Genomic DNA, 22,319 nt, shown 5'->3' on the forward strand with positions numbered 1-22,319 from the left:
ATCAGTCTTCCATCTGGTTGCTGATCCGCATGGCTTCCGCCACCGTCGTGCGGCCCTGGATCGCGAGGCGCACACCGCTGCGGCGCAAGGTCTCGCCGCGCATCTCGGCATGCGCCACCTTCAGGAAGTGCGACGGGTCCGGGTGGTTGGCGGCTTCGTTGACGGCGCGCGTCATCTCCAGCAGTTCATACACGCCCGTGCGGCCGCGGTAGCCCGTGCCGTTGCAGTGCGAGCAGCCGCGCCCGTGGAAGAACGGCACCGTTTCGGCGCGGTCACCCAGTTCGGCGCGCAGCCAGGCGCGTTCCGGCGCCGGCAGCTGGTACGGCTCGGAGCAGCTTTCGCAGATCACGCGCACGAGACGCTGCGCCAGCACGGCCTGCAGCGAGCCGCTCACCATGTAGCGCGGCACGCCCATGTCCATCAGGCGCAGCGGGGTCGATGCCGCATCGTTCGTGTGCAACGTGGACAGCACGAGGTGGCCCGTCATGGCGGCACGCAGGCCGATCTGCGCCGTCTCCTGATCGCGCATCTCGCCGACGAGCACGATGTCCGGGTCCTGGCGCAGCGCGGAACGGAGCACGCGCGCGAAATTCAGCTCGATCTTGTCGTTGACCTGCACCTGGTTGATGCCGGACAGCCGGTATTCGATCGGGTCCTCGACCGTGATGAGCTTTTTCTCGACGGAGTTCAGCTCGGCCAGGGCGCTGTACAGCGTGGTCGTCTTGCCGGAACCCGTCGGTCCCGTCACGAGCACGAGGCCGTTCGGCCGCTGGACGATGGCGCGGAAGCGTTCCACCAGCGCGGCCGGCATGCCGATCGCATCCAGGCGCAAGTTCATGCCCACCTGGCTCAGCAGACGCATGACGACGGATTCGCCATACTGCGTGGGCATCGTCGAGATACGGACGTCGATGCGCTGGCCGCGCACCTTGACGGCGAAGCGGCCGTCTTGCGGCAGGCGTTTTTCCGAGATGTCCAGGTCCGCCATCAGCTTCAGGCGCAGCGCCAGCGGCGTCGCGATCTTGATGTCGGCTTCCGTCTGCAGGTGCAGCACGCCGTCGATGCGGAAGCGGATCTGCAGGCGGCCGTCCTGCGGTTCGATGTGGATGTCGGACGCGCGCACCTGGGCCGCGTCGTCGAACACCGACTGCAGCAGTTTCACCACCGGCGCTTCTTCGAGGCCGGAGTTGGCGGACAGCGCGTTGAAGTCGACGGAGGTCGTGTCGCCCAGGTCCTGTTCGAGCTCGCGCGCCAGGCCCGTGATCTCGCCCGTGCGGCGGTAGATGCGGTCGATCGCCTGCAGCACTTCGGTCTCGTTGACGACCGCCAGCTCGACGCCCTTCTTGAGGAGTCTCGCGATCTCGTCGTAGGCAAACAGGTCGGTCGGGTCGGAGACGCCGACGAGCATCGTCTCGCCGCGGTCTTCCAGCACGAGCGCGCGGAAGCGGCGCGCCTGCGTTTCCGGCAGCAGGCGCACGACGTCCTGGTTGATGTTGTAGAACTTGAGGTTGAGGTAAGGGATGCCCAGCTGGCGTGCCAGCGCGCCCGAGATCTGCTCTTCCGTGACGAAACCGCTCTCGACGAACACACGGCCGAGCTTGCGGCCCGTGCGTTTCTGGTCGGCAAGCGCCTGGTTCAGCTGGTCTTCCGACAACAGCTTTTGTTGCACCAGGATTTCGCCAAGTCGGACTTTTTCGGGCCGGGCCATACCACCTCTTCGATCAATGTAGGACTAGTCCTTCATTGTATTCCAGAGGAACGAAAAATTAACATGGAGAATGACTTTACGTAAGGCAAAACGTCTCGTCCGCGCGACTCCATGTCACTCCTGCATGCCATGCAAGAAACAAATGTTGCCAAGATTCGGGGTCAGGTCCACTTTTTCCCCGACGCGCGGCGTTAAATCTGCGATAAAACAGGCACTTGCGGCTGCGGCACCTGCCCAAAATGTGCTCTGACCCCGAATTTACACGAGGTGGCTGCTGGGCTACCATGCTGGCAAGGCGCCTGGGCTGCGCATTATCCGCGGAGCTTGCTGTGCAGCTGTTACAACGTCGTTCTCTCCCTTCCATACGCGCCAAGCTCGTGACGCTCGTCCTGGCGTGCGCCCTGCCGATCCTGATCGGCTACATCGTGTTCGCCAGGGACGCCGACCAGCGCGAACGGGTCCACGTCGCCGAGGATGCGGAGATGATCGCGCGCGCGCTGGCCGCGGCCGTCGACCGCGACCTCGCCAACGGCGAAACGGCGGCGCGCACCCTGGCCAACCAGGCGAATCTCGCCAGAGGCGACCTGGCCGCGTTCCACACGGCCGCGCGCCGGCTGCTGCGCCCCGAATTCCCCGCCTATGCGGTCGCGGTCAGCGCGCCGGACGGCAAAGTCCTCCTCGACACGCGCCACGCCGTCGGCAGCATACTCCCGCCGCGCGGCAACGAGGCCGACATCCGCGCCGTCTTCGCCAAAGGCGACGCCGTCACGTCCGGCCTGCACCGGGGCGACGCCACGCAGCCCTGGGTGATCTCGATCACCGTGCCGGTCTGGCGCGAGGGCAAGGTTGCGTATGCGGTGACGGTCGAACTGCGCCCACGCCGCCTGCAGGAACTGCTCGCGAACCAGAACCTGCCGGCGCGCTGGAGCGCGATCGTGTTCGACAACAACCGCAGGCTGGTCGCCTACCGCGGCCACATACCGCACGGGATCGGCGACAGGATGCATCCGGATCTGATCAAGGCGGTGGCCAAGAGGCCGGTCGGCATCGTCGAGCTGACGGCGCATGGTCCGCAGGCGATGTACTCGGCCTATGCGCGCACGCTGGGCCACGACTGGGCCGTGGCGATCGGTTTCCCGCGCCACGCCGCGCGCGAGATCCTCGGCCCCGATCCCGCCACGACGCTCGCGTGGATCGCCGTCATGCTGGCCGTCAGCCTGGGCCTGGCCTGGCGCATCGGCGACGCGATCGCGCGCTCGGTGCGCGCCCTGACCGAGCCGGCAGCGGCCCTCGGCCGCGGCGAGGCGCTCGTGATCCCGCCGCTGGCGATCCGCGAGGCGGCGACCGTCGCGCGCGCGCTCGGCAAGGTCGAAGGCGAGCTGCAACAATACCGCGCCGGCCTGGAATCGCTCGTGGCCGAGCGCACCGACGAACTGCAGCGTTCCTCCGCCATGCTGGCGACCGTGTACGCGACGGCACCGGTCGGGCTCGCGTTCCTCGACCGCAGCCTGCAGGTCGTGATGATCAACGACTACCTGGCGGCCGTGAACGCGCTCCCGGCCAGCGCCCACATCGGCCACACCCTGCCCGACCTGCTGGGCGAACGGGGCGTCCACATCGAACGGCCCTACCGCCACGTGCTGACGACGGGGCGGCCGCTGATCGACGTCGAGGACAGCGGGGAATCGCCCGCGGAGCCGGGCATCATGCGCCACTGGATCTGCAGCTACTACCCGGTGTACGGGCGGGATCGGGACCTGGTCGGCATCAACGCCGTCGTCCTCGACATCACGGAGCGCAAGCGCCAGGAACAGCGCAACCGCGACAACGAGGTGATGTTCCGCGCGCTGTTCGAAGGCTCGGGCGACGCCCACGTGCTGATCGCCCACGGGGCCGGCTTCATCAGCGCCAACCAGGCGGCGATCGACCTGTTCGGCTGCGCGGGCGCGGACGAATTCCTCGCGATGGCGCCGGCCAGCAGCTCGCCCGAATGCCAGCCGAACGGCCGCCGCTCGGACGAGCTGTGGCACGAGGCGATGCGGCGCACGCTCGACACGGGCGGCAACCGCTTCGAGTGGATCTACCGCCGCCGCGACGGCTCGCTGTTCCACGCCGACGTGCTGCTGAACAGCGTCGACATCGGCGGCCGCGGCATCGTGCAGGGCACCATCCGCGACATCACCGCGCGCGTGGAGACGGCCGCCGCCCTCCGGGCCGCCAGCCGCCGCCTGGAAGAAAGCGAACGCATGATCCGCACCGTGACGGACCACCTGCCCGCGCTCGTCGGCTACTGGGACGCGGACCTGCGCTGCCGCTTCGCCAACAAGCCTTATCTCGACTGGCTGGAGCGCGACGCCGCCGACGTCATCGGCCACACGATGGTCGAACTCGTGGACGAAGACCAAGTCCGCGAAGTGATGCCGCACATGGAGGCCGTGCTGCGCGGCGAGCGGCAGTTCTTCGAGCGCAGGCTGCACCGCAAGGGCTCCGGCAAGGTGATCCAGGCATGGGGCAGCTACATCCCCGACTTCGACGCCGACGGCCGCGTACAGGGCTTCTACATGCTGCACGCGGACATCACGGAACTGAAACGTACCCAGTCGCGCCTGGAGGAAGCGCTGCGCGCGGCCGAAGCGGCCAGCAGCGCCAAGGGCGAGTTCCTCGCCAACATGAGCCACGAGATCCGCACGCCGATGAACGCCGTCATCGGTCTCGCGCGCCTGCTCGAGGAGGCCGACCTGGGCCGGCGCGAGCGGGGCTACGTGGCGCGCATGCAGATGGCCGCGAAATCGCTGCTGTCGATGCTGAACGACGTCCTCGATTATTCGAAGGTCGAAGCGGGCCAGCTCGTGCTCGAACAGACGCCGTTCGCGCTGGACGACGTCCTCGCCAGCGTCGCCGCGATGTCCGCCACGAGCGCGTGGAACAAGGGCATCGAACCCGTGTTCGCGGTCCACCCCGACGTGCCGGCGCGCCTCGTGGGCGACCCGATGCGCCTCGGCCAGGTGCTGCTCAACCTCGTCAGCAACGCGATCAAGTTCACGGAACGGGGAGAAGTCGTGCTCACCATCGAACCGGCCGGCCCGGATGCGCTGGCGTTCACCGTGCGCGACACCGGCATCGGCATCCCGCCCGAGCAGCAGCAGCGCATGTTCGAGGCCTTCTCGCAGGCCGACACGTCCACGAGCCGCAAGTACGGCGGCACGGGCCTGGGTCTCGCCATCAGCCGCCGCCTCGTGCGCCTGATGGGCGGCGACCTGCGCGTGGACAGCGTGCCCGGGCGGGGCGCCACGTTCCGCTTCAGCGCGCCGTTCCGCGTCGCCGGCGACGCCGCGCCCGCACAGCCCGGGATGCCGCCGCTGCGCGTCCTCGTCGCCGACGACAACGCGAGCAGCCGCGCCGCGCTGGCCGCCCTGCTCGCGGGCCGCGGCTGGCACGTCGAGACGGCCGCCAGCGGCGCGGACACGCTCGCGCTGCTGCGCACCGCCGGCCCGTTCGACGTCGCGTTCATCGACAGCGTCCTGGCGGACCTGGACGGCGCGTCCGTCATCGCCTTCGCGCGCGCCGACCAGGCGATTGCCCTGCCCCGCTGCGCGCTGCTCGCGGCCGATCCGGAACGGGAACGCCTCGACGCCGTGGCGGCCGACCTGCGCATCGACGCCGTGCTCGCGAAGCCGTTCACGCCGGGCGCGGTGGCCGACGCGCTGGCGGAACTGCACAGCGGCGCGCCCGCGCCGCCGAGCAGACGCCCGACGCCGCTGGCCGGGCGCCTGGCCGGCATGCGCGTGCTCGTCGTCGAGGACAACCTGCTCAACCAGGAAGTGGCGAACTACGTGCTCGTGCACGCGGGCGCCAGCGTCGATTTCGCCGCCAACGGCCGCGTTGCCGTCAGCATGCTCGCCGAACATTCGGCCAACTGCGCGGCGCACTACGACGCGGTGTTGATGGACCTGCAGATGCCCGTGATGGACGGCTTCGAGGCGACCCACGCGATCCGCGCGATGGGGCTCGACCGGCTGCCGATCATCGCGATGACGGCCAACGCACTGGACGAGGACCGCCGCCGCGCGCTGGCCGCGGGCATGAACGATTACCTCGCCAAGCCGATCGACGTGGACGAACTGGTGAACATGCTGGTCCGCGTCACGGGCCGGCCGGCAGCGTCACCGTCCGAAGCGGCGCAGTCGGCGCTCGCCGCCGGGCTGGCCGTGCCGGCTTACCTGCCCGGCATCGACCTCAAGGCGACGCTGCCCCGCTTCGGCGGCAATTTCGCCAACTTCGCCGCGTTGTTCAGGCGCTTCGAAAGCTCGCAGGGCGGCGCCGTGGCCGACATCCGCGCCCTGCTCGACGCCGGCGACCGCGCCAGGGCGGGCCAGGCCGCGCACCGCCTGCGCGGCGTGGCCGCCAACCTGGGCGCGACGGACGTGGCGAGCCAGGCGCTGGAGCTGGAACAGGCGCTGCGCAGCGAGGACGAGGCGGCGCTCGCGCTGCGCCTCGCCCGTCTCGGCGCCGCGCTGTCCATCGTGCTGGAGGCGGCACGCGACCTTCCCGCACCGGAGGCCAGGCCCGCGCCGGCCGCGGTGCCGGAAGATAGCGCTATCCTGCAGCGCGAGTTGGCGCAGCTCCTCGATTTGCTCCACAATAACAACATGAAAGCGATCGCGCAGTTCGAGACGCTGCGCCCCGCCCTCGCCCGCCTCGAACCATGCCAGGTGGCCCCGCTGGCGGATGCCGTGGCGACCCTGCGCTTCGAAGAGGCCGCGCAGCTGGTGCGGACGCTACTGGATACGAAGGAAGATGCATGAGCTGGACCGACATGGCCGTCAACGGCCGCATCCTGGTGGTCGACGATGCAATGGAAAACATCCAGATCCTGCACGGCGCCCTGCAGGACGAGCACGAGGTGTTGTTCGCGATGGACGGTCCGCGCGCGCTCGAGATCGCCCGTACCCAGCAGCCCGACCTGATCCTGCTGGACGCCGTCATGCCCGGCATGGACGGGTATGCCGTCTGCAAGGAATTGCTGGCGGCGCCCGAGACGAGCGACATCCCCGTGATCTTCGTGACGGCGCTGAAGTCGCCCGAGGACGAGACGCGCGCACTGGGCGCCGGCGCGGCCGACTTCATCAGCAAGCCGGTGAACGCCGCCGTCGTGCGCGCCCGCGTGCGCACGCAACTGACCGTCAAGCGCCAGCGCGACGCCCTGCGCGCGCTGATCCTCACGGACGCCCTGACCGGCGTCGCGAACCGCCGCGCCTTCGACGAGCGCCTCGATGCCGAATGGCGCCGCTGCGGCCGCGCGGGCCTGCCGGTGGCGCTGATCCTCGTCGACATCGACCATTTCAAACTGTACAACGACCACTACGGCCACCAGGCCGGCGACGCGACGCTCGTGCAGTTCGCGACCGCGATGCGGCGCGCCGCCGCGCGCACGCAGGACCTCGTGGCGCGCTACGGCGGCGAGGAATTCGCGATCCTGCTGCCGCAGCTGGACGGCCGTGGCGCCACCGGCGTGGCGCACCGCCTGATGACGGAGCTGGAGCAGATGGCGATCCCGCACGCCGCATCGCCCACGGCCTCCCGCCTGACCGCCAGCATGGGCATCGCCTGCATGGTGCCGGGCGAGCACAGTATCCCGGCCGACCTGATCCAGGTGGCCGACGCCCTGCTGTACCAGGCCAAGGCCGAGGGCCGTAACCGCTACCGGCTGGGCGGCGCCGACTGCGTCGCCTAGTTTTTCACGCGTAGCGCCGCACGAGGAATTCGGCCACGCACACGGGCTTCGTGCCGCCCTCGCGTTCGACCGTGACGTCGAGCGTCAGCTGGCTCGATCCATGTTCATCGTCCAATGCCGCCAGCACGATCGCCGCGCGCACGCGGCTGCCGGCCGGCACCGGCGCGGGAAACCGCACCTTGTTCAAGCCGTAGTTCACGACCAGCTTCGCGTCGGCCATGACGAGCACGTCGGACAGCATCGACGGCAGCAGCGACAGGGTGAGAAAGCCGTGCGCCACGGTCCCGCCGAACGGCGATTCGCGTGCCGCGCGTGCGGGATCGATGTGGATCCACTGGTGGTCGTCGGTGGCGTCGGCGAACGTGGCGATGCGGTCCTGGCCGATCTCGAACCAGCGCGACCGGCCCAGCTCCGTGCCGACGAGGCCGCGCAGCGCGTCCAGCCCCGTCACTTCGTGCAGGGCGCTAGCCATGGCGAGCCTCCGCGCCGGGCCGGCGCCCGAACATGCCCATGCCTTCGACCGTGCACACGGTCTCGCCATGCTGGTTGATCGCGACCCACGTGGACCAGACGACGCCGCGGTCGGGCTTCGACGCGGACGCCTTCACCCGCGTGGTCCGGTAATGCACGTTCAGCGTGTCCCCCGCGCGCACCGGCGCGAGCCAGCGCACGCCGTCCAGGCCGGGCGAGCCCATGCTGGCCGAGCGGTTCAGCAGCCCGTCGACGACCATGCGCATCATCATGCCGCACGTGTGCCAGCCGCTGGCGATCACGCCGCCGAAGATCGACTCCGCCGCCGCGCCGCGATCGAGGTGGAACGGCTGCGGATCGAACTCCCGCGCGAACGCGACGATCTCGTCTTCCGTGACGGTGCGCGTGCCCAGGTCGATGTCCTGGCCGGGTTCGAAATCCTCGAAGTACCAGTACGCCTTCATGCCGCCTCCTCGTCATCGTAAAAGCCCGGCTGCGCGATGAAGCGGGCCAGGTGATGGTCGCAATCGCCCAGCGTCAGCTCGATCGTCGACAGGCGCTTGAAATAATGCGACGCCGGCAACTCGTCCGTCACGCCCATCCCGCCGTGCAGCTGGATCGCCTGCTGGCCCACGAAGCGGGCGGCCTGGCCCACGCGGTACTTGGCGGCCGCGACCGCGCGGCGGCGTTCGGCGGCATTGCCCGTGCGCGCATCATCGGCAAGGCGCACGGCGGCCAGCAGCGCCATCGAACGGGCCTGCTCCAGATGCACGTACATGTCGGCCATGCGGTGCTGCAAGGCCTGGAACTTACCGATCGGCACGCCGAACTGCTGGCGCGTCTTGAGGTAGTCGAGCGTCGCGCCGAACAGCGCATCCATCGCACCCAACGCTTCCGCGCACAGCAGGCCGGCGCCATGGTCGGCCGCCGCTTCCAGGATGGTCCAGCCTGCGCCCACGGTGCCGATCACGGCATCCGCGCCGACCGTCACGTCGCTCAGCAGCACGTCGGCCGCACGCTGGCCGTCCAGCATGCGCACGTCGCGCATGACCACGCCCGCCGCGTCCGCCGGTACCGCGAACAGCGTGATGCCGTCCTCGTCGCGCTGCGCGCCGGCCGTCCTGGCCGACACGATCAGCACGCCCGCCTGCGCGCCGTGCAGCACGACCTTCTTTTCGCCGTTCAGGCGCCAGCCGGCGCCATCCGGGGCGGCACGCGTTGCGATATCGCGCAGGTCGTGGCGCGACTGGCGCTCGCCCAGCGCACAAGCCAGCTTCAGGTCGCCCGCGGCCACGCGTTCGAGCAGCGCTTCATGCGCACGCCCGCGACGCAGGAACTCGGCGCCAAACATCGTCGCGAAATACGGTTCGACCACGAGGCCGCGGCCGAGTTCCTGCATCACGACGAACATGTCGACGGCATCGCCATCGAAGCCGCCCTGCGCTTCCGGCAGCGGCAGTGCCGTGAGGCCGAGCTCGGCGAGCGTGGCCCAGGCGGCATCCGATACGCCGGCCGGCGACCCGACGATGGCGCGGCGCGCCTCGAACGTGTAGTCGCGCGCGATCCAGCGCTTGAGCGCATCCGCCAGTTGCAGCTGCTCTTCCTTGAAGTTGAAGTCCATGTCTTTCCTCACAGGCCCAGGATCATCTGGGAGATGATGTTGCGTTGGATCTCGTTCGAGCCGCCGTAGATCGACGTCTTGCGGAAATTGAAGTAATGCGGCAGCAGCGGCGCGGCGAAGTCGTCGTCGATGGCGCTGTGCGCCTGCTCGCCTTCCAGGTAGGCCGGGTCGAACGGCAGCGCCAGCGGGCCGGCCGCCTCGACCATCAGTTCCGACAGCCGCTGCTGGATCTCGGTGCCGCGCACCTTCAGCACGGACGCTTCCGGCCCCGGCGCCCTGTCGGCTTGCGCCAGCACGCGCAACACCGTCATCTCGAGGGCCATCAGCTCGATCTCGAGGTCCGCCACTTTCGCCGCGAACAGCGGATCGCGCAGCAGCGGCGCGCCGTCCTTCCGCTCGCGCCGGGCGAGCGCCTTGAGCCGGGCCAGCTCGCGCTTGGACCGGCCCACGGCCGCGATCCCCGTGCGCTCGTGGCCCAGCAGATATTTCGCATACGTCCAGCCGCGGTTTTCCTGGCCGACGAGGTTCGCCACGGGCACGCGCACGTTGTCGAAGAAGACCTCGTTCACCTCGTGGTCCTCGTCGAGCATGACGATGGGGCGCACGGTGACGCCGGGCGCATGCATGTCGACCAGCAGGAACGAGATGCCCTCCTGCTTGCGCACGGCCGGGTCGGTACGCACGAGGCAGAAGATCATGTCGGCGTGCTGGGCCAGCGTCGTCCACGTCTTCTGGCCGTTGACGATGTAGTGATCCCCGTCGCGCACCGCCGTCGTCTTCAGCGACGCGAGGTCGGACCCGGCGCCCGGCTCGGAATAGCCCTGGCACCACCAGTCCTCGCACGCCAGGATGCGCGGCAGGTAATACGCTTTCTGTTCCTCGCTGCCGAACGCCATGATGACGGGCGCGACCATGTTCACCCCGAACGGCAGCACGGGCGGCGTACCGGCGCGGGCGCATTCCTCCTCGAAGATGTGGCGCTGCACGGGCGTCCATCCCGGGCCGCCGTACTCGCGCGGCCAGCCGGGCGCGGCCCAGCCCCGGCGCGCGAGGATGCGGTGCCAGCGCACGTAGTCGTCCTTGTGCAGGCGCAGGTGGTTGGCCACCTTGTGGCGCAGGTCGGCCGGCAGTTCGGCCTCGAGGAAGGCACGCACCTGGTCGCGGAAGGCCAGGTCGTCGCCGGTATAGGTCAGGTCCATGTTGTCTCCTTTGTTATGCCGGCCAAAAAAGCACGACCGTTCAAAAGATTGTACCCGAAATCATCCGGCAAGAAGCGCGCGGCCCAAATGCAAACGCCCCCGCGCGGGCGGGGGCGTTCGTGCTGCCGCGTAGCCTGGCGATCAGCGCTTGCGGCGACGGACGATGCCCATCGCGCCCAGCATGCCCGCCATCATCAGGGCGATCGACGACGGTTCCGGCACGGCCGCCGCGGGCGCGGCCGGCAGGCCCACGCCGACATCGTCACTGATGCCGCCGATGCCGCCGATGCCGCCGCCGTTGCCGGCGCTGCCGCCGGCATGGCTGTTCTGCGCCGGGATCGGCAGCTGGACGATGGCGCCGCCCTCCTGGCCGCCGGCCGCCGGCGTGATCACCGTCGCGCCGTTCCCATTGTTGTAATTGCCGGACGGGGCGCCGTCGACGCCGTTGCCCGCATTCGTCGAGCCGCCGCCCTTGGTGGAACCACCGCCGGCCACCGCCGTGCCGCCGCCGGACGCGCCGCCGCTATTGGATGCGCTGCCGCCGCCGGACGCATTGCCGCCGCCCGGCGCGCCGCCCCCAATCGCGCCGTTGCCGAAGCCGCCGCCGAAGCCGCCACCGTTGCCCACCGTCACGCTGCCCGATTGGCCGACCGTGACGACCTTGCCGTCGCTCGTGGACACCACCGCCATGCCGTTACCCAGCATCGCCGCCAGCCTCGCATTGCTCGTGCTCAGCAGATACGTGCCTTCGATGCCCTGCGAATACGTCAATTTGACCGGGGCACCGCTCTGGCCGACGTTGGCGCTGGCCTTCTGGTACAGGGTTTCGGCCAGGTTGCCGCTGCCGTAGGCGGCGCCGCCAACCAGGCTTGTGCCGTTCGCCAGCACGCCCGAACTGACCACGTCCGCGCCGTTCCCGCCGGTCCATCCGGACAGGAAGCCCGATTGGTTCCCCGAGACCACTTCTGCCTGGGCTCCGCATGCGCTCCCGACCAGCAGAGCCGCCGCGATGAGGTAACGAGTTGTCATATTGAACTCCTTGCTCAGTTCATAAAGTTATTGTTAAATTAACTGCTGAGTGACTGTAGCACACCTGTAAAAAATCCAATTTTCAATTGAACGGCATAAAAAAAGGCGAGACTCCCAGGGGAGCCTCGCCTTCGGCCATCCGGTAAGGATGAGCGCTTAACCGGCGGCTATTTCACATTTAACAACCAATCAGTTCCCAGGTTGTTTCAACATCGACATGTATGGCATCGCACGCGACGCCATGCGGGTGTCGGCCTTCAACATGCCGGCCTCGTCGGCCAGGATGTGGGCGGCCTCCTGCAGATACACGTCCTTGGCGTTCTTGGCGGCCTTCTCGGCGGCCAGTTCCGCCGTCAGGCTGCGCTCGTCGCCCTGCAGCCCGTCGTCGGCGCTCGCCGCGCCTTTCAGCACGACATTCGTCTTCTTCGGGCTGGTCGGCGTCGGCACCTTGCCGCGCTGCTCCTTGCTGCCCGGACCGGACACCGGCTCGTCCGGATTGTCCTTGCCGGCCAGGCGCGATTCGCGCAGGCGGGCCTTCGCTTCCTGGTTCTCGCGCTCCTTGCGGCGCACGGTCTCGTTCAGCGAGATGAGGTTGTCCTTGCGGACCTTCAGCGCTTCGGCGATGTCCTGCTCGATGTCCAGGAAGTCGCGGTCCTTCGCGACGCGGGAATCATGCTTCTTCTGCAGCGGGTTGAACAGCTCCTTCAGGTCGCCGGACGGCATGTACGTCGCCGGCTTGATCTGGACCCACGGCAGCGCGTTGTCGTAGGACGCTTCGCCGAAGTTGTCGTCATCGGACGTGACCGGGAACTTGATGTCCGGGGTGACGCCGCGCAGCTGCGTGGTGCCGCCGTTGATGCGGAAGAACTGGGCGATTGTCATCTTGAGCTCGCCGTACTTCATCTTGTCGTTCTGCGAGAAACGGTCGAGGTTGATCAGCGTCTGCACGGTGCCCTTGCCGAAGCTCGGCTCGCCGATGATGATGCCGCGACCGTAATCCTGGATCGCGGCGGCGAAGATTTCCGACGCCGATGCCGAACCACGGTTGATCAGCACGCCCATCGGGCCGTCCCAGGCCAGGCCGGCATCCGTGTCGCTTTCGACTTCGACGCGGCCTTCGGCGCTGCGCTGCTGCACGACCGGGCCCTTGTCGATGAACAGGCCCGTCAGCTCGACGGCCTCGATCAGCGAACCGCCGCCGTTGTTGCGCAGGTCGATCAGCACATTGTCGACCTTCTCTTTCTTCAGTTCGCCGAGGATGCGCTTGACGTCGCGCGTGGCGCTCTTGAAGTCCTTGTCGCCCTTGCGGCGCGCCTCGAAGTCCTGGTAGAAGGTCGGCAGCTGGATCACGCCGATGCGGCGCTTCACGCCGTTATCCGTGACCTCGATGATCTTCTTCTTGGCCGACTGCTCTTCCATGCTGATCTTCTGGCGCACGAGGGAGATGGTCGTGTGCTTGCCGTCCTGGCCGGCGTCGGCCGGCAGCACGTCCAGGCGGACCGTCGAGTTGCGTTCGCCGCGCACGAGCTGCACGACGTCGTCGATGCGCCAGCCCATCACGTCCGTGAACGGGCCATTGCCCTGCGCGACACCGACGATGCGGTCGCCCACCTTCAGCTTGCCGGATTTGTCGGCCGGGCCGCCCGGGACGACCTCGCGGATCACGGTGTAGTCCTCGCGCGACTGCAGCACGGCGCCGATGCCGTCCAGCGACAGGCGCATGGCGATGTCGAAGTTCTCGGCCGAGCGCGGACCCAGGTAGTTCGTGTGCGGCTCGATGGCCATCGCGTACGCGTTCATGAACATCTGGAACACGTCTTCGTTGTTCAGCTTCTTGAGGCGGTTCTGGTAGCCCTCGTAGCGCTTGTCCAGCGTCTCGCGGATCGCCTTCTCGTCCTTGCCGGCGAGCTTCAGGCGCAGCCAGTCGTTCTTGACGCGCTTGCGCCACAGGTCCTTCGCCTCGTCCTCGTTCTTGGCCCACGGCGCCTTCTCGCGGTCGATCTGCAGCGATTCGTCCGTGCTGAAATCGAACTTGCCCTTCAACAGCTCGCGCGCATACGTCATGCGGTCGAAGAAGCGCTGCTGGTAGACGTTGTAGATCTGGAAAGGGACCGTCAGGTCTTCATTGTTGATCGCATCGTCCAGCTTGGCGCGCACGGGCGCGAAGCTGTCGATGTCGGCCTGGGTGAAGTAGAGTTTCTCGCTGTCGAGCGCCTTGAAGTAAGCGTCGAAGATCTTCGCGGACATCGCGTCGTCCAGCGGCGTCGCCTTGTAGTGGTAGCGCGCGAGCACGCGCGATGCCCACAGGGCGGCCTGGGTCTGGGCGGGGGCCGGCTTGATCTGGACGATGGGGGCCGTGTCGGTCTTGACCGCGGCAACCTTCTCGGGCTGCGCCGTGACCACGTGGGCCGACATGGCAAACGCCAGCGCGACCGTCAACAACTGCTTCTTCATTCTTGGTTCTCCGGACGGGAATATTCATGCGACTGCATGGCGGGAGGGCCGGCAGTCGCGCCGACGCAGCGGCGGATGCAACCCATTTTACAGGATAGCGCGGCGGCGCAGAGCCGGCTTGTTCGCGTCTTCAGCCGAGCTTAAGTCTTCTTGGCGCCCGCCGGCCTACGCTTTTACAAATCGAAACAAACTGGTTTGAAACCAACAGTAAGCCAGGCCGCCCGCCGCGATGATCAACAGATAAGGCCAACTGCGCGCGCTCAGCTTCCAGTCGACGGGCGATGGCCAGAACGACAGGAACTGCGGTGCCAGCAGGAGGGTCAGCGCCAGGTCGGCCGGGCCGAAGTGCCACGGGGCGCGGGTGCGCCACCAGGCCACGGTGACGGGTACGAGCAGCACGAGGAAAGGCGCCAGCGCCGCCGGCGCGGCGTTGTACCAGCGCAGGTTGGCGAACGAGACGGACCCGAGCTCCCACACGCGCCCGTTGCGGCGCGGGATGATGGTAAAACCGACGGGCTCTGCGCCCAGCAGCAGCCCGACCGAGAAATGCGCCAGCTCGTGGCAGAACGTGCCGACCGCGCTGAACAGGAAGAAGGCCGGGTGCGCCCGCGTCACCATCCAGATCAGGAACGCGAGCGCGAGGGACGGCACGAGATAGAGCAGCATCTCGCCCAGGCCGCAGGCCCAGGCGGGCAGATGGGGGGCGCAGCCCGCAAGCCAGGACATGGCCGCGGCGCGTCAGCCCAGGTAGAAACAGCGGGCGCAGGCCTGGCGGTAGCTCTCGTTGCCGCCGATGCTGACCTGCTCGCCTTCGCGGATGCGGCGTCCTTCCGGATCGACCCGGATGTTCATCGTCGCCTTTTTCCCGCACGTGCAGATGTTCTTGATTTCCTCGATATCGTCGGCCAGCGCCAGCAGGTGCGCGGAGCCGGGGAACGGCTCGCCGCGGAAATCGCTGCGCAGGCCATAGCAGATGACGGGCACGCCGCGCACCTGCGCCAGCTGGTGCAGCTGCACGACCTGCTCCTTCGTCAGGAACTGGGCTTCGTCGACCAGCACGCAGGACACGGCCGGCGCCTTGTCCAGGAAATTCGTGGTCTTGTCGAACACGTCGGTCTGGCGCTGCGGCCCCAGGCGCGAGGTGATCTGGCCGATGCCGTAGCGGTCGTCGATGGCGGCCGTGTACAGCTGGACCTTCTGGCCCTGCTCCTCATAGTTGTGCGCCACCTGCAGCAACGACGTCGACTTGCCCGCGTTCATTGCCGAATACCTGAAATAGAGTTTTGCCACTGCCCTGTCCTGCCCTGGAAAGCCGTTGTACGATCCGAGGATTATAACAATCCCGCCGGCAATCCGGCATGCCGCGGCGCCAGCGCAGCGGGCCGCCGTCACTCGCCCGGATGGTATTTGCGCTCGAGCTGTTTTTCGATATCTTCCTTGTAGTACAGCACGTCCTTGAATTCGCCGCGGCTGTACATCGCGGCCTGGTCCGCGAAATGGGGAGACGCCGGATCCCCGCTCTCGCCGCCGGCCAGGATGCTCTTCGCGCGCAGGCGCGGGCCGAACTCGACCGCGGCAACGAAACTGTTGCCGCGGTCGCCGTAGATGCGCTTCGTGGTCTGCTGCGCCGTCATGCCGAACGACGCGAGCGAGCCCCAGTTGGCGGACGTGAATCCGACGGGCAAGCTCGGCCTGTTGTCGTCGTACTGCTGGTCGACGGCGCCGGACAGGCGCTGGAAGCGGTTGATCTCGCCCCACGGCGTCTTCCAGCTGCCGAAATCGGCCTGCAGCCTGTCGCTCGCGCGCCCCAATGCATCCAGGCGTTCCTGCGGCGTCAGCCGCGTCTGCACGAATTCGATCACGGGGACATGCTGCGCCTTCGCGCGGGTCGATGCCTGCGCGACCATGGCCTGGCCCCAGTACACGGCAAGCGACGTCGGCACGGACGCCGTCGAAAAGCGCAGATCCCAGCCGCGCAGCAGCGCCACCTGGTCGGCCAGCTTCGCCTTCCGCGGATCGCTGTCCGGCAACGCATCCCAATCCTTGGCGACGGCCGGGACGAGCGGTTCGAACGCCGTCAGGTAGCTGTCATACGCCTTCGCGATGAGCCCGTCGAGCGTGAAGTCGCGCGCATCGTGCAGCACGCGCTCGGCGTGCACGCCGCGCGGATTCTGCGGCAGCGACCACATGTAGGCCGGATATTTCGAGCAATCCGGGCTGCTCGCGCCGAAGCCCGTGCACGGCCAGTTGTTCGTGTTGGAGATATAGCCGCTCGCCGGATTGAACACCGTGATCGTCTCGCCGACGTCGTGCAGGCCCTTCCACTCCGTGGCCGGGTCGCTGCCGTCGACGGGCTTCGTCCAGTCGAAGCGCGGATCGCGGCGCGGGATGAAATTGCCGTGGAAGTAGGCGATATTGCCGTCGGCATCCGCGTAGACCGTGTTGTTCGACGAATTCGTGCGCAGGTCCATCACCTTGCGGAACGCCGCGTAGTCGCGCGCCTTCGTGCGGCCGTACGACTGCATCAGCGCGTGCATCGGGTCGTCCATCATGCGCACCGCGACCCACTTGCCGTCCTGCGCGCGGATCACGGGACCGTGGTGCGTGAAGTACGCCGTGACGGTGCGCGTCGTCATGCCGTTCGCGGTTTTATAGGGCAGCTCGATGGTCTTCGCGCGCACCGCGCGTTCGCCGGCGCCGTACTTGTAGACGAACCGGCCGTCGCGCCGCTCCACCGTTTCCAGGTACTCGTCGATGACGTCGCCGCCGCCCGACGTGTGCATCCAGCCCACGCGGTCGTTGAACCCCTGGTAGATGAAGAACTGGCCCCATGTGACGGCACCGTACGCGTTCAGGCCCTCCCCGCTCGCCATGTGGATCTCGGGCCGGAAATAGAACGACGTGTGCGGATTGATCATCAGCAGCGCGTGGCCGCCGGCCGTCAGGCGCGGCGCGATGGCGAAGCCGTTGGAGCCGCGCGGCTCCGGATCGAAGCCCTTGTCGGCGAGCGCCACGGCGGGCGCCGGTGCCGTCCCGTAGAACGCCTGCAATGCCTTCAGGTCGATGGTCTCGATGTCGCCGCCGATGCTGCCCTCGCTGAACGCGAGCGCCATCCACGGCTCGAAACGCGTGATCAGTTTCGGCTTCACCTGCGGATGCGTGGCGAGGTACCAGTTCAAGCCATCCGCGTACGCATCCATCAGCTTCCTGAGCCATGCCGGACTCTCCGCATACTTCGCCTTCAGCTCGGCCGGGTCGACGTACAGCTTCATGCGCAGGTCGCGCCAGATCTCCTTCTCGCCCTCGACCTCGGCCAGCCGCCCCAGCGCGTTGATGTAATTGAGCTCGACGCGGTTGAAATCGTCCTCGGCCTGCGCGTACAGCGTGCCGAACACGGCATCCGCATCGGTCTTGCCGAAGACGTGCGGGATGCCCCATTTGTCGCGCAGGATCGTCACGCGCCGTGCCTGGGCCCGCATGCGCGCGCGCTCGGAGGATGCGGCAGCGGCATGCGGCTGCGTGGCGACATGCGCGGCCACGGGCTGGACGAGCGCGAACAGCGCGGCGCAGGCGATAGCGACCAGGGTCGCGCGGGACGACGTCATGGGAACGCCTCGATCAGGCGCCGCCGAGCGCGGCGAGCTTCTGGCGCAGCACTTCGTTTTCCGTCATCAAGGTGGCGACGCGGTCCTTCAATTCCCCGACCTGGGCCCGCAAGGCCTTCACCTGGTCTTCCGGCGAATCCGGCACGACTTCCTTCTTCGGCTTGGCGCCCGCCTTCTGTTCGCGCACATGGCGCGCGGCCTGCTGCAGCTCCTTGCGCCCGCCGGCGACGGCGGCGACCTGCGCTTCCGGCGGCAGCGACGCGACGCTGGCGGCGGCGCTGACGGAAATCGTCCCGCTGCGCACGGCGTCGACCAGCTCCGGCGCCGCCGTCTTGCGGATGCGCTCGATCTGGCTCAGCGTGTTGGCCGACACGCGCGCGGCCTTGGCCACATCCTCGCGCGTGCTCCAGGGCGGGTCGACCGGATCGTCGGCAGGTTCCGGCGCCGGCTGGTCCGGCGGCGCCTCGGCGGCACGCTGGGCGGCGCGCGCGGCGACGATTTCCTTCTTGCGCAGCGCGAGCATGCCGCGCTGGAAGTCGGACACGCTGCGGCGCGCGAGGTTATTGTCGATCACCCACAGCATGACGTCTTCCAGCGAGTCGAACTTGTCGTTGTTGACCGTCCGGAACGGAATGCCGTGCTTCGTGCAGATGTCGTAGCGGTTATGCCCGTCGATCAGGACGTCGCGCCACAGCACGAGCGCGTCGCGGCAGCCGTCGGCCAGCAGGCTGCGTTCGAGTGCGGCGTATTCGACGGGAGTGAGGGGATCGATGAAAGAGCGGAGTTCCTCGTTGATCGTGATATTCAAAATGTATCCTTGCATGTTTCCTGCCGCGGCGATGGCGGCCGCGGGCGTATCGCCCCGCATGCTACACCATGCGCCGCCGGCCGGCACGCGTCATGCATGTTGAATGGCAGCATCGGCCGGATCGGCGCACAATGATACGGACTCAGCCTTCAGGGAGCGAACGATGAATCGACGCCATGACCGCATCTCCGCCATGTTCATCGAGGCCGTGCTGGACGCCAGCCGGCACCATGGCACCGCCCGCGCCGCCCGCCTCCTGCACGAGGACGGCGTGGCGTTCGACGTCGCGTTGCGCGTGCTGACGCGGCCAAGGGGGCGACGGCTGGCGCCGCGTCCGCCGCATGTGCTGGTGGCGGCGGCGGCGGCCGTCGTGCGGCCGTTCGGGGCGGCGCATCCTCACCGTCGAGAAAGTTTACAAACCAACGGTTGAGGTTTGCACCATGCTCAATAACTATCTGTTGATATTGACCGCGCTCTGGTCAGGCAGATTCAAGGCAAGACGATCATTGCGGAATGCCTCGCATTTTGCGGGACGATCGCAGTCGGGAAAAGAAGTGGCGGCTAGCTGCCAAATGCGCAGAGGCACCTGGTGCCCGGAGCCGGGATCGAACCGGCACGCCATCGCTGGCACGGGAGTTGGGTCGCTTGGCGATGCCTATTTTTTTATAGGACGCTCACCAAGCTCCCACCAAACCGGACGTGCAACTTTCATAGCATCCGGCTTTCCAGCAAATTTTACCATCATTGCGGAATATATGAGAGGTCGGACAGGCCGATTCCGTCATATTTTCCGGCGTGTACATCGTCGTGGCATTTCCTGCACAGCGGGATCTGCTTCCGATTGATGGCGCTCATAATACGGTTGAACCCATTAGTGATGCTCTTGTTGCCTTTGCGTAAAGCGCGGACGTGGTGCATTTCCACGCTACTCTCGGAGCCGCATACTGCACAAGGGTGATTCAAATGGGTACGGGTTAATCGATACACCTTGGCCAGAATTACATCAATATCTTCCAGCCCGACGAAGGCCGCTCCTTCGCGCTTCCAAACAGGCGGGCGCCAGAATGTTACCTCTTTCGTTTCCCCGTTCGCTAGCATATATGCTACTCTCGGAAATACACCAACCTTTCGGATCGTTGCCGGAACCCTTCGTCGATGCTTGTGACTCAGGGTCATCAAGCATGAGTACTGGAGCAGATACATGACCCTTCGCAATTGCGCAGCGTTGTCGCATATAGCGTAGTAATTGTAAATGCCTCGCCAGACGCTGTTAAAGCGCATCACAATTTCGTGATCTTCAAGAGCAACAAAAGCTTTCTTGGAGCAGGGAAAGAAGGTCTTGCCTCTGACCGTTTTACAATATCCAGCCTTTTGCAACCTTTCGACTAGCTTTTGTGTTGGGACGTCAACTCTGGGTTGCCAACCCGTTGTCCTTCTGACGGCGGCTCTTTGGCCCTCGGGTCTAACCTTGGTCCTTCGAACGCCGTCCCCAACTAAGATTCGGAAGCTGAGGAACTCCGACTTTCCGTTCTTAGCATGGGAGATAAGTGTTTTCTCCGGTGACAACTCAAGTTTTAGAACATCTCTCAGGAATAGTGTCGCCTCGTCCTTTATAGACTGAGCAAACTCCTTGTCTCCCACGATCCCGATTACCCAGTCATCTGCATACCGGGTATAAAACACCCTACAGAAGTCCGGATCATTGACCATGACTGTGGGAATTGCGGACGCAAGACGTTCTAAGTAGTCATGCAAAATTTATCGTGAACTTGCTGCCGAAGCCACTCATCAAGGATTGAATCTCGTCGAGCAAATCTGCGCCGTTCCTGGCAACGAAGCGGCGCCAGAAATGCTTGGCATGCTTCCACAAGATCTCGATCCGATTGAGCTCCGGGCTATAGGGAGGCAAGTAGTACAGATACAGCCCGTGTTTGGCCCACTGGCGTCGCTTCTTCTCCATCAGGTCGCCCTTGTGAATACCGGCATTGTCGATCAAGACGATGCGTGGAACCGCGTAAGGCTGGAGCGCAATCCGATCGAAGAATGCGATCACATCGTCGCGTGTCGTCGGCCGTTGCTGAGTGCTCCAGGTCAGTTGGCCGTCGTGACGCAAGGCTCCAAGCACATTCACGCGCTGTCGGTGCGCGAGCGGTTCGACGGCCCGGGTCTCGCCGATCCTGCCCCAGCCGTACTGCACGGGAGGATTTGGACTGAAGCCTGATTCGTCGAAGTACAGCAGCTCGCAGCGTTGTTCATGGTCGAGCTTGGCCAGTGCGTTGATCACTTTTCTGGCGTGCTCGAACGCCACCTGATTTCGCTTTTTTTTAGAGCGTACCGATAGCGCTTGTACGTGAAATTCATCTCCTTGAGATACCGTTTGGCTGTGCTTTCGCTGATCGACGCATGGTCTCGGCATTGCTCGATCTGGCGCAGCAGTGCAACCACGCTTCCGCCCTCGGAATGCGCCAACTCGCCAAGAGCCTGCTGCTGCTGAGGCGTCCACTTCCTTGGTCGACCGGTATGACGCCCCTCGTACAATCCGGCCAGGCCAAGCTTGTTCCAGCGTTGCCTCCACTGCTCGACGCTGTTCAGGTGCACCCCGAACTCATCCGCCGTTTTCTGCAGCGTTAATCCCTGACTCAACCGCAAAATTCCCTGTGCGCGCATCCGTGTCCGCGGATGCGGGTGGAACACGCCCATCTCACGCAGCGTGCGCCGCTCGTCTTCGGACAACTCCAAGTGCTTCATCGCCCAACCCCTGCTGCGTGATCAATTTAGCTTTGACAGCAAAAATTGGGCGACTACTTAGTTCCTTGATTTCTTCAGATTCCCTTCCTACTCCTTGCTTGAGTAGTCTGTCTCGACGGCTACTAAGCTTCCGCCAAGCTGGATTGGCTTTTCTCTTCTTGCCCTTGTTGTGAATACCCTGTTGTCTTTCAACCCACAAGTCAAACTCGTGCAAGTAGATATTTGCGAGGATAGGGCTGATGATGCCGCCCTGCGGAGTGCCAAGCTTATATTTGGTCAGTTGACCATTTTCCTCTCGCACTCCTGCTCGCAGGAATTTCCAAATGAGGTTAATGAACTTTTCGTCCCTGATCCGCTTTCGCAGCAGGTTAATCAGAACATTATGGTCGATGTTATCGAAGAACCCATTGATATCACCTTCCACCAGCCATTTGACGCCCTGCCAACTAGTGAACTCCCTGATCGACGTGTGACAGCTTCTTCGCGGTCTAAATCCGTGACTGTGCTCAGAGAACGTTGGAGATTCAGCATTGTCGTAGATAGATTCGAGGATTTCTCTAACCATCTCTTGGACGATCTTGTCCCTTGGCGAGGGGATGCCGAGTGGCCGTAACTTTCCATCGGCTTTCGGGATAAACTTTCGCCGCACTGGGCGAGGCTCGTACGATTCATCACGCACGGATGCGCAAATATCTTGTAGTGCCTCAAGGGAAATTTCGTCTAAGGTGACGTTGTCTTCACCCGCGGTCATGTTTCCAGGAGCGGATTTGATTCGCTCGCAAGCAAGCACCGCCAGCTGTGGTGAGCTCACTAGCCTAAAGATGTTGTCGTTGACCCAGTTAGGGTCGCGGTTCAACCTTCTTAGAGTCTCTAGTCTCTCTATGATCTTCATAGGTCATCCGACCCAACCATTGTTTGACTATCAACATTGCCTGTGACCCT

General features: G+C 65.8%; 18 protein-coding genes. 3 read left to right on the forward strand and 15 right to left on the reverse strand.

Annotated elements, in window-relative coordinates; all coding sequences use genetic code 11:
• Nucleotide 1: 1 nt before the first annotated feature.
• Entirely contained in the window at nt 2–1,708 is a 1,707-nt protein-coding gene (locus ACEN9G_RS30395; protein WP_160409818.1) for a GspE/PulE family protein, read from the reverse strand.
• Between the two features lie 329 nt (nt 1,709–2,037).
• Here ACEN9G_RS30395 and ACEN9G_RS30400 point away from each other — a divergent pair, with 329 nt between their 5' ends.
• Together ACEN9G_RS30400 and ACEN9G_RS30405 are read left to right on the forward strand one after the other, a co-directional pair.
• Nucleotides 2,038–6,513, forward strand: coding sequence for a PAS domain-containing protein (locus ACEN9G_RS30400; protein ID WP_483127464.1), 4,476 nt, complete (start codon nt 2,038–2,040; stop codon nt 6,511–6,513).
• The gene (locus tag ACEN9G_RS30405; RefSeq protein ID WP_483127465.1) at nt 6,510–7,442 is read left to right on the forward strand and encodes a diguanylate cyclase domain-containing protein; all 933 of its coding nucleotides are present in this window, start codon (nt 6,510–6,512) and stop codon (nt 7,440–7,442) included. Before ACEN9G_RS30400 ends, ACEN9G_RS30405 begins: the two co-directional genes overlap by 4 nt.
• Before the next feature lie 4 nt (nt 7,443–7,446).
• Here ACEN9G_RS30405 and ACEN9G_RS30410 read toward each other — a convergent pair whose 3' ends face one another.
• The 10 genes from ACEN9G_RS30410 to ACEN9G_RS30455 form a co-directional block, all read right to left on the reverse strand.
• A complete protein-coding gene (locus ACEN9G_RS30410) occupies nt 7,447–7,914 on the reverse strand; it encodes a MaoC family dehydratase (protein ID WP_413344260.1) in 468 nt (155 codons plus the stop codon).
• Entirely contained in the window at nt 7,907–8,377 is a 471-nt protein-coding gene (locus tag ACEN9G_RS30415; RefSeq protein ID WP_413344262.1) for a MaoC family dehydratase, read from the reverse strand. Before ACEN9G_RS30415 ends, ACEN9G_RS30410 begins: the two co-directional genes overlap by 8 nt.
• The gene (locus ACEN9G_RS30420; protein ID WP_413344263.1) at nt 8,374–9,534 is read right to left on the reverse strand and encodes an acyl-CoA dehydrogenase family protein; all 1,161 of its coding nucleotides are present in this window, start codon (nt 9,532–9,534) and stop codon (nt 8,374–8,376) included. The genes ACEN9G_RS30415 and ACEN9G_RS30420 overlap by 4 nt, the downstream gene beginning before the upstream one ends.
• An 8-nt stretch (nt 9,535–9,542) precedes the next feature.
• Entirely contained in the window at nt 9,543–10,733 is a 1,191-nt protein-coding gene (locus tag ACEN9G_RS30425) for an acyl-CoA dehydrogenase family protein (RefSeq protein WP_413344264.1), read from the reverse strand.
• 141 nt (nt 10,734–10,874) lie between these two features.
• Nucleotides 10,875–11,762 (reverse strand): PEP-CTERM sorting domain-containing protein, encoded by an 888-nt coding sequence (locus ACEN9G_RS30430; RefSeq protein WP_483127466.1) that lies wholly within the window; start codon nt 11,760–11,762, stop codon nt 10,875–10,877.
• 189 nt (nt 11,763–11,951) lie between these two features.
• Nucleotides 11,952–14,216 carry a carboxy terminal-processing peptidase gene (locus ACEN9G_RS30435; RefSeq protein ID WP_413343100.1) on the reverse strand — a complete coding sequence of 755 codons (2,265 nt, stop codon included), beginning with the start codon at nt 14,214–14,216 and terminating at the stop codon, nt 11,952–11,954.
• A 165-nt stretch (nt 14,217–14,381) separates the two neighbouring features.
• On the reverse strand, nt 14,382–14,942 hold the full coding sequence (locus tag ACEN9G_RS30440; RefSeq protein ID WP_413343098.1) for a hypothetical protein: 561 nt from the start codon (nt 14,940–14,942) through the stop codon (nt 14,382–14,384).
• 12 nt (nt 14,943–14,954) lie between these two features.
• Nucleotides 14,955–15,506: a thymidine kinase gene (locus ACEN9G_RS30445; RefSeq protein ID WP_413343096.1), complete on the reverse strand. Its 552-nt coding sequence runs from the start codon at nt 15,504–15,506 to the stop codon at nt 14,955–14,957.
• Nucleotides 15,507–15,604: 98 nt separating this feature from the next.
• Nucleotides 15,605–17,821 carry a penicillin acylase family protein gene (locus tag ACEN9G_RS30450; protein WP_483127467.1) on the reverse strand — a complete coding sequence of 739 codons (2,217 nt, stop codon included), beginning with the start codon at nt 17,819–17,821 and terminating at the stop codon, nt 15,605–15,607.
• Nucleotides 17,822–17,834: 13 nt separating this feature from the next.
• Nucleotides 17,835–18,629 (reverse strand): hypothetical protein, encoded by a 795-nt coding sequence (locus tag ACEN9G_RS30455; protein WP_483127468.1) that lies wholly within the window; start codon nt 18,627–18,629, stop codon nt 17,835–17,837.
• A 163-nt stretch (nt 18,630–18,792) separates the two neighbouring features.
• Between ACEN9G_RS30455 and ACEN9G_RS30460 the strand changes: the two genes are divergently transcribed.
• Complete coding sequence (locus ACEN9G_RS30460; RefSeq protein ID WP_483127469.1) at nt 18,793–19,059, forward strand: hypothetical protein; 267 nt, start codon at nt 18,793–18,795, stop codon at nt 19,057–19,059.
• Nucleotides 19,060–19,370: 311 nt separating this feature from the next.
• Here the strand turns inward: ACEN9G_RS30460 and ACEN9G_RS30465 are convergent, their stop codons facing one another.
• The 4 genes from ACEN9G_RS30465 to ACEN9G_RS30480 are packed head-to-tail and all read right to left on the reverse strand — an operon-like array spanning nt 19,371 to nt 22,269.
• Nucleotides 19,371–20,384 carry a group II intron reverse transcriptase/maturase gene (locus ACEN9G_RS30465; RefSeq protein ID WP_413346062.1) on the reverse strand — a complete coding sequence of 338 codons (1,014 nt, stop codon included), beginning with the start codon at nt 20,382–20,384 and terminating at the stop codon, nt 19,371–19,373.
• Nucleotides 20,377–20,913, reverse strand: coding sequence for an IS630 family transposase (locus ACEN9G_RS30470; protein ID WP_483127432.1), 537 nt, complete (start codon nt 20,911–20,913; stop codon nt 20,377–20,379). Before ACEN9G_RS30470 ends, ACEN9G_RS30465 begins: the two co-directional genes overlap by 8 nt.
• A complete protein-coding gene (locus tag ACEN9G_RS30475) occupies nt 20,910–21,377 on the reverse strand; it encodes a helix-turn-helix domain-containing protein (RefSeq protein ID WP_413346384.1) in 468 nt (155 codons plus the stop codon). Before ACEN9G_RS30475 ends, ACEN9G_RS30470 begins: the two co-directional genes overlap by 4 nt.
• Nucleotides 21,331–22,269: a reverse transcriptase domain-containing protein gene (locus tag ACEN9G_RS30480; protein WP_483127470.1), complete on the reverse strand. Its 939-nt coding sequence runs from the start codon at nt 22,267–22,269 to the stop codon at nt 21,331–21,333. Before ACEN9G_RS30480 ends, ACEN9G_RS30475 begins: the two co-directional genes overlap by 47 nt.
• Nucleotides 22,270–22,319: the final 50 nt, after the last annotated feature.

This window comes from Massilia sp. Masssp94 (assembly GCF_059491305.1).

What these genes read in the sequence shown, in the direction of transcription:
- ACEN9G_RS30395 (WP_160409818.1), bottom strand. Translation starts at nt 1,708, where the DNA reads ATGGCCCGGCCCGAAAAAGTCCGACTTGGCGAAATCCTGGTGCAACAA.
- ACEN9G_RS30405 (WP_483127465.1), top strand. Translation starts at nt 6,510, where the DNA reads ATGAGCTGGACCGACATGGCCGTCAACGGCCGCATCCTGGTGGTCGAC.
- ACEN9G_RS30410 (WP_413344260.1), bottom strand. Translation starts at nt 7,914, where the DNA reads ATGGCTAGCGCCCTGCACGAAGTGACGGGGCTGGACGCGCTGCGCGGC.
- ACEN9G_RS30415 (WP_413344262.1), bottom strand. Translation starts at nt 8,377, where the DNA reads ATGAAGGCGTACTGGTACTTCGAGGATTTCGAACCCGGCCAGGACATC.
- ACEN9G_RS30420 (WP_413344263.1), bottom strand. Translation starts at nt 9,534, where the DNA reads ATGGACTTCAACTTCAAGGAAGAGCAGCTGCAACTGGCGGATGCGCTC.
- ACEN9G_RS30425 (WP_413344264.1), bottom strand. Translation starts at nt 10,733, where the DNA reads ATGGACCTGACCTATACCGGCGACGACCTGGCCTTCCGCGACCAGGTG.
- ACEN9G_RS30430 (WP_483127466.1), bottom strand. Translation starts at nt 11,762, where the DNA reads ATGACAACTCGTTACCTCATCGCGGCGGCTCTGCTGGTCGGGAGCGCA.
- ACEN9G_RS30435 (WP_413343100.1), bottom strand. Translation starts at nt 14,216, where the DNA reads ATGAAGAAGCAGTTGTTGACGGTCGCGCTGGCGTTTGCCATGTCGGCC.
- ACEN9G_RS30440 (WP_413343098.1), bottom strand. Translation starts at nt 14,942, where the DNA reads ATGTCCTGGCTTGCGGGCTGCGCCCCCCATCTGCCCGCCTGGGCCTGC.
- ACEN9G_RS30450 (WP_483127467.1), bottom strand. Translation starts at nt 17,821, where the DNA reads ATGACGTCGTCCCGCGCGACCCTGGTCGCTATCGCCTGCGCCGCGCTG.
- ACEN9G_RS30460 (WP_483127469.1), top strand. Translation starts at nt 18,793, where the DNA reads ATGAATCGACGCCATGACCGCATCTCCGCCATGTTCATCGAGGCCGTG.
- ACEN9G_RS30475 (WP_413346384.1), bottom strand. Translation starts at nt 21,377, where the DNA reads ATGAAGCACTTGGAGTTGTCCGAAGACGAGCGGCGCACGCTGCGTGAG.
- ACEN9G_RS30480 (WP_483127470.1), bottom strand. Translation starts at nt 22,269, where the DNA reads ATGAAGATCATAGAGAGACTAGAGACTCTAAGAAGGTTGAACCGCGAC.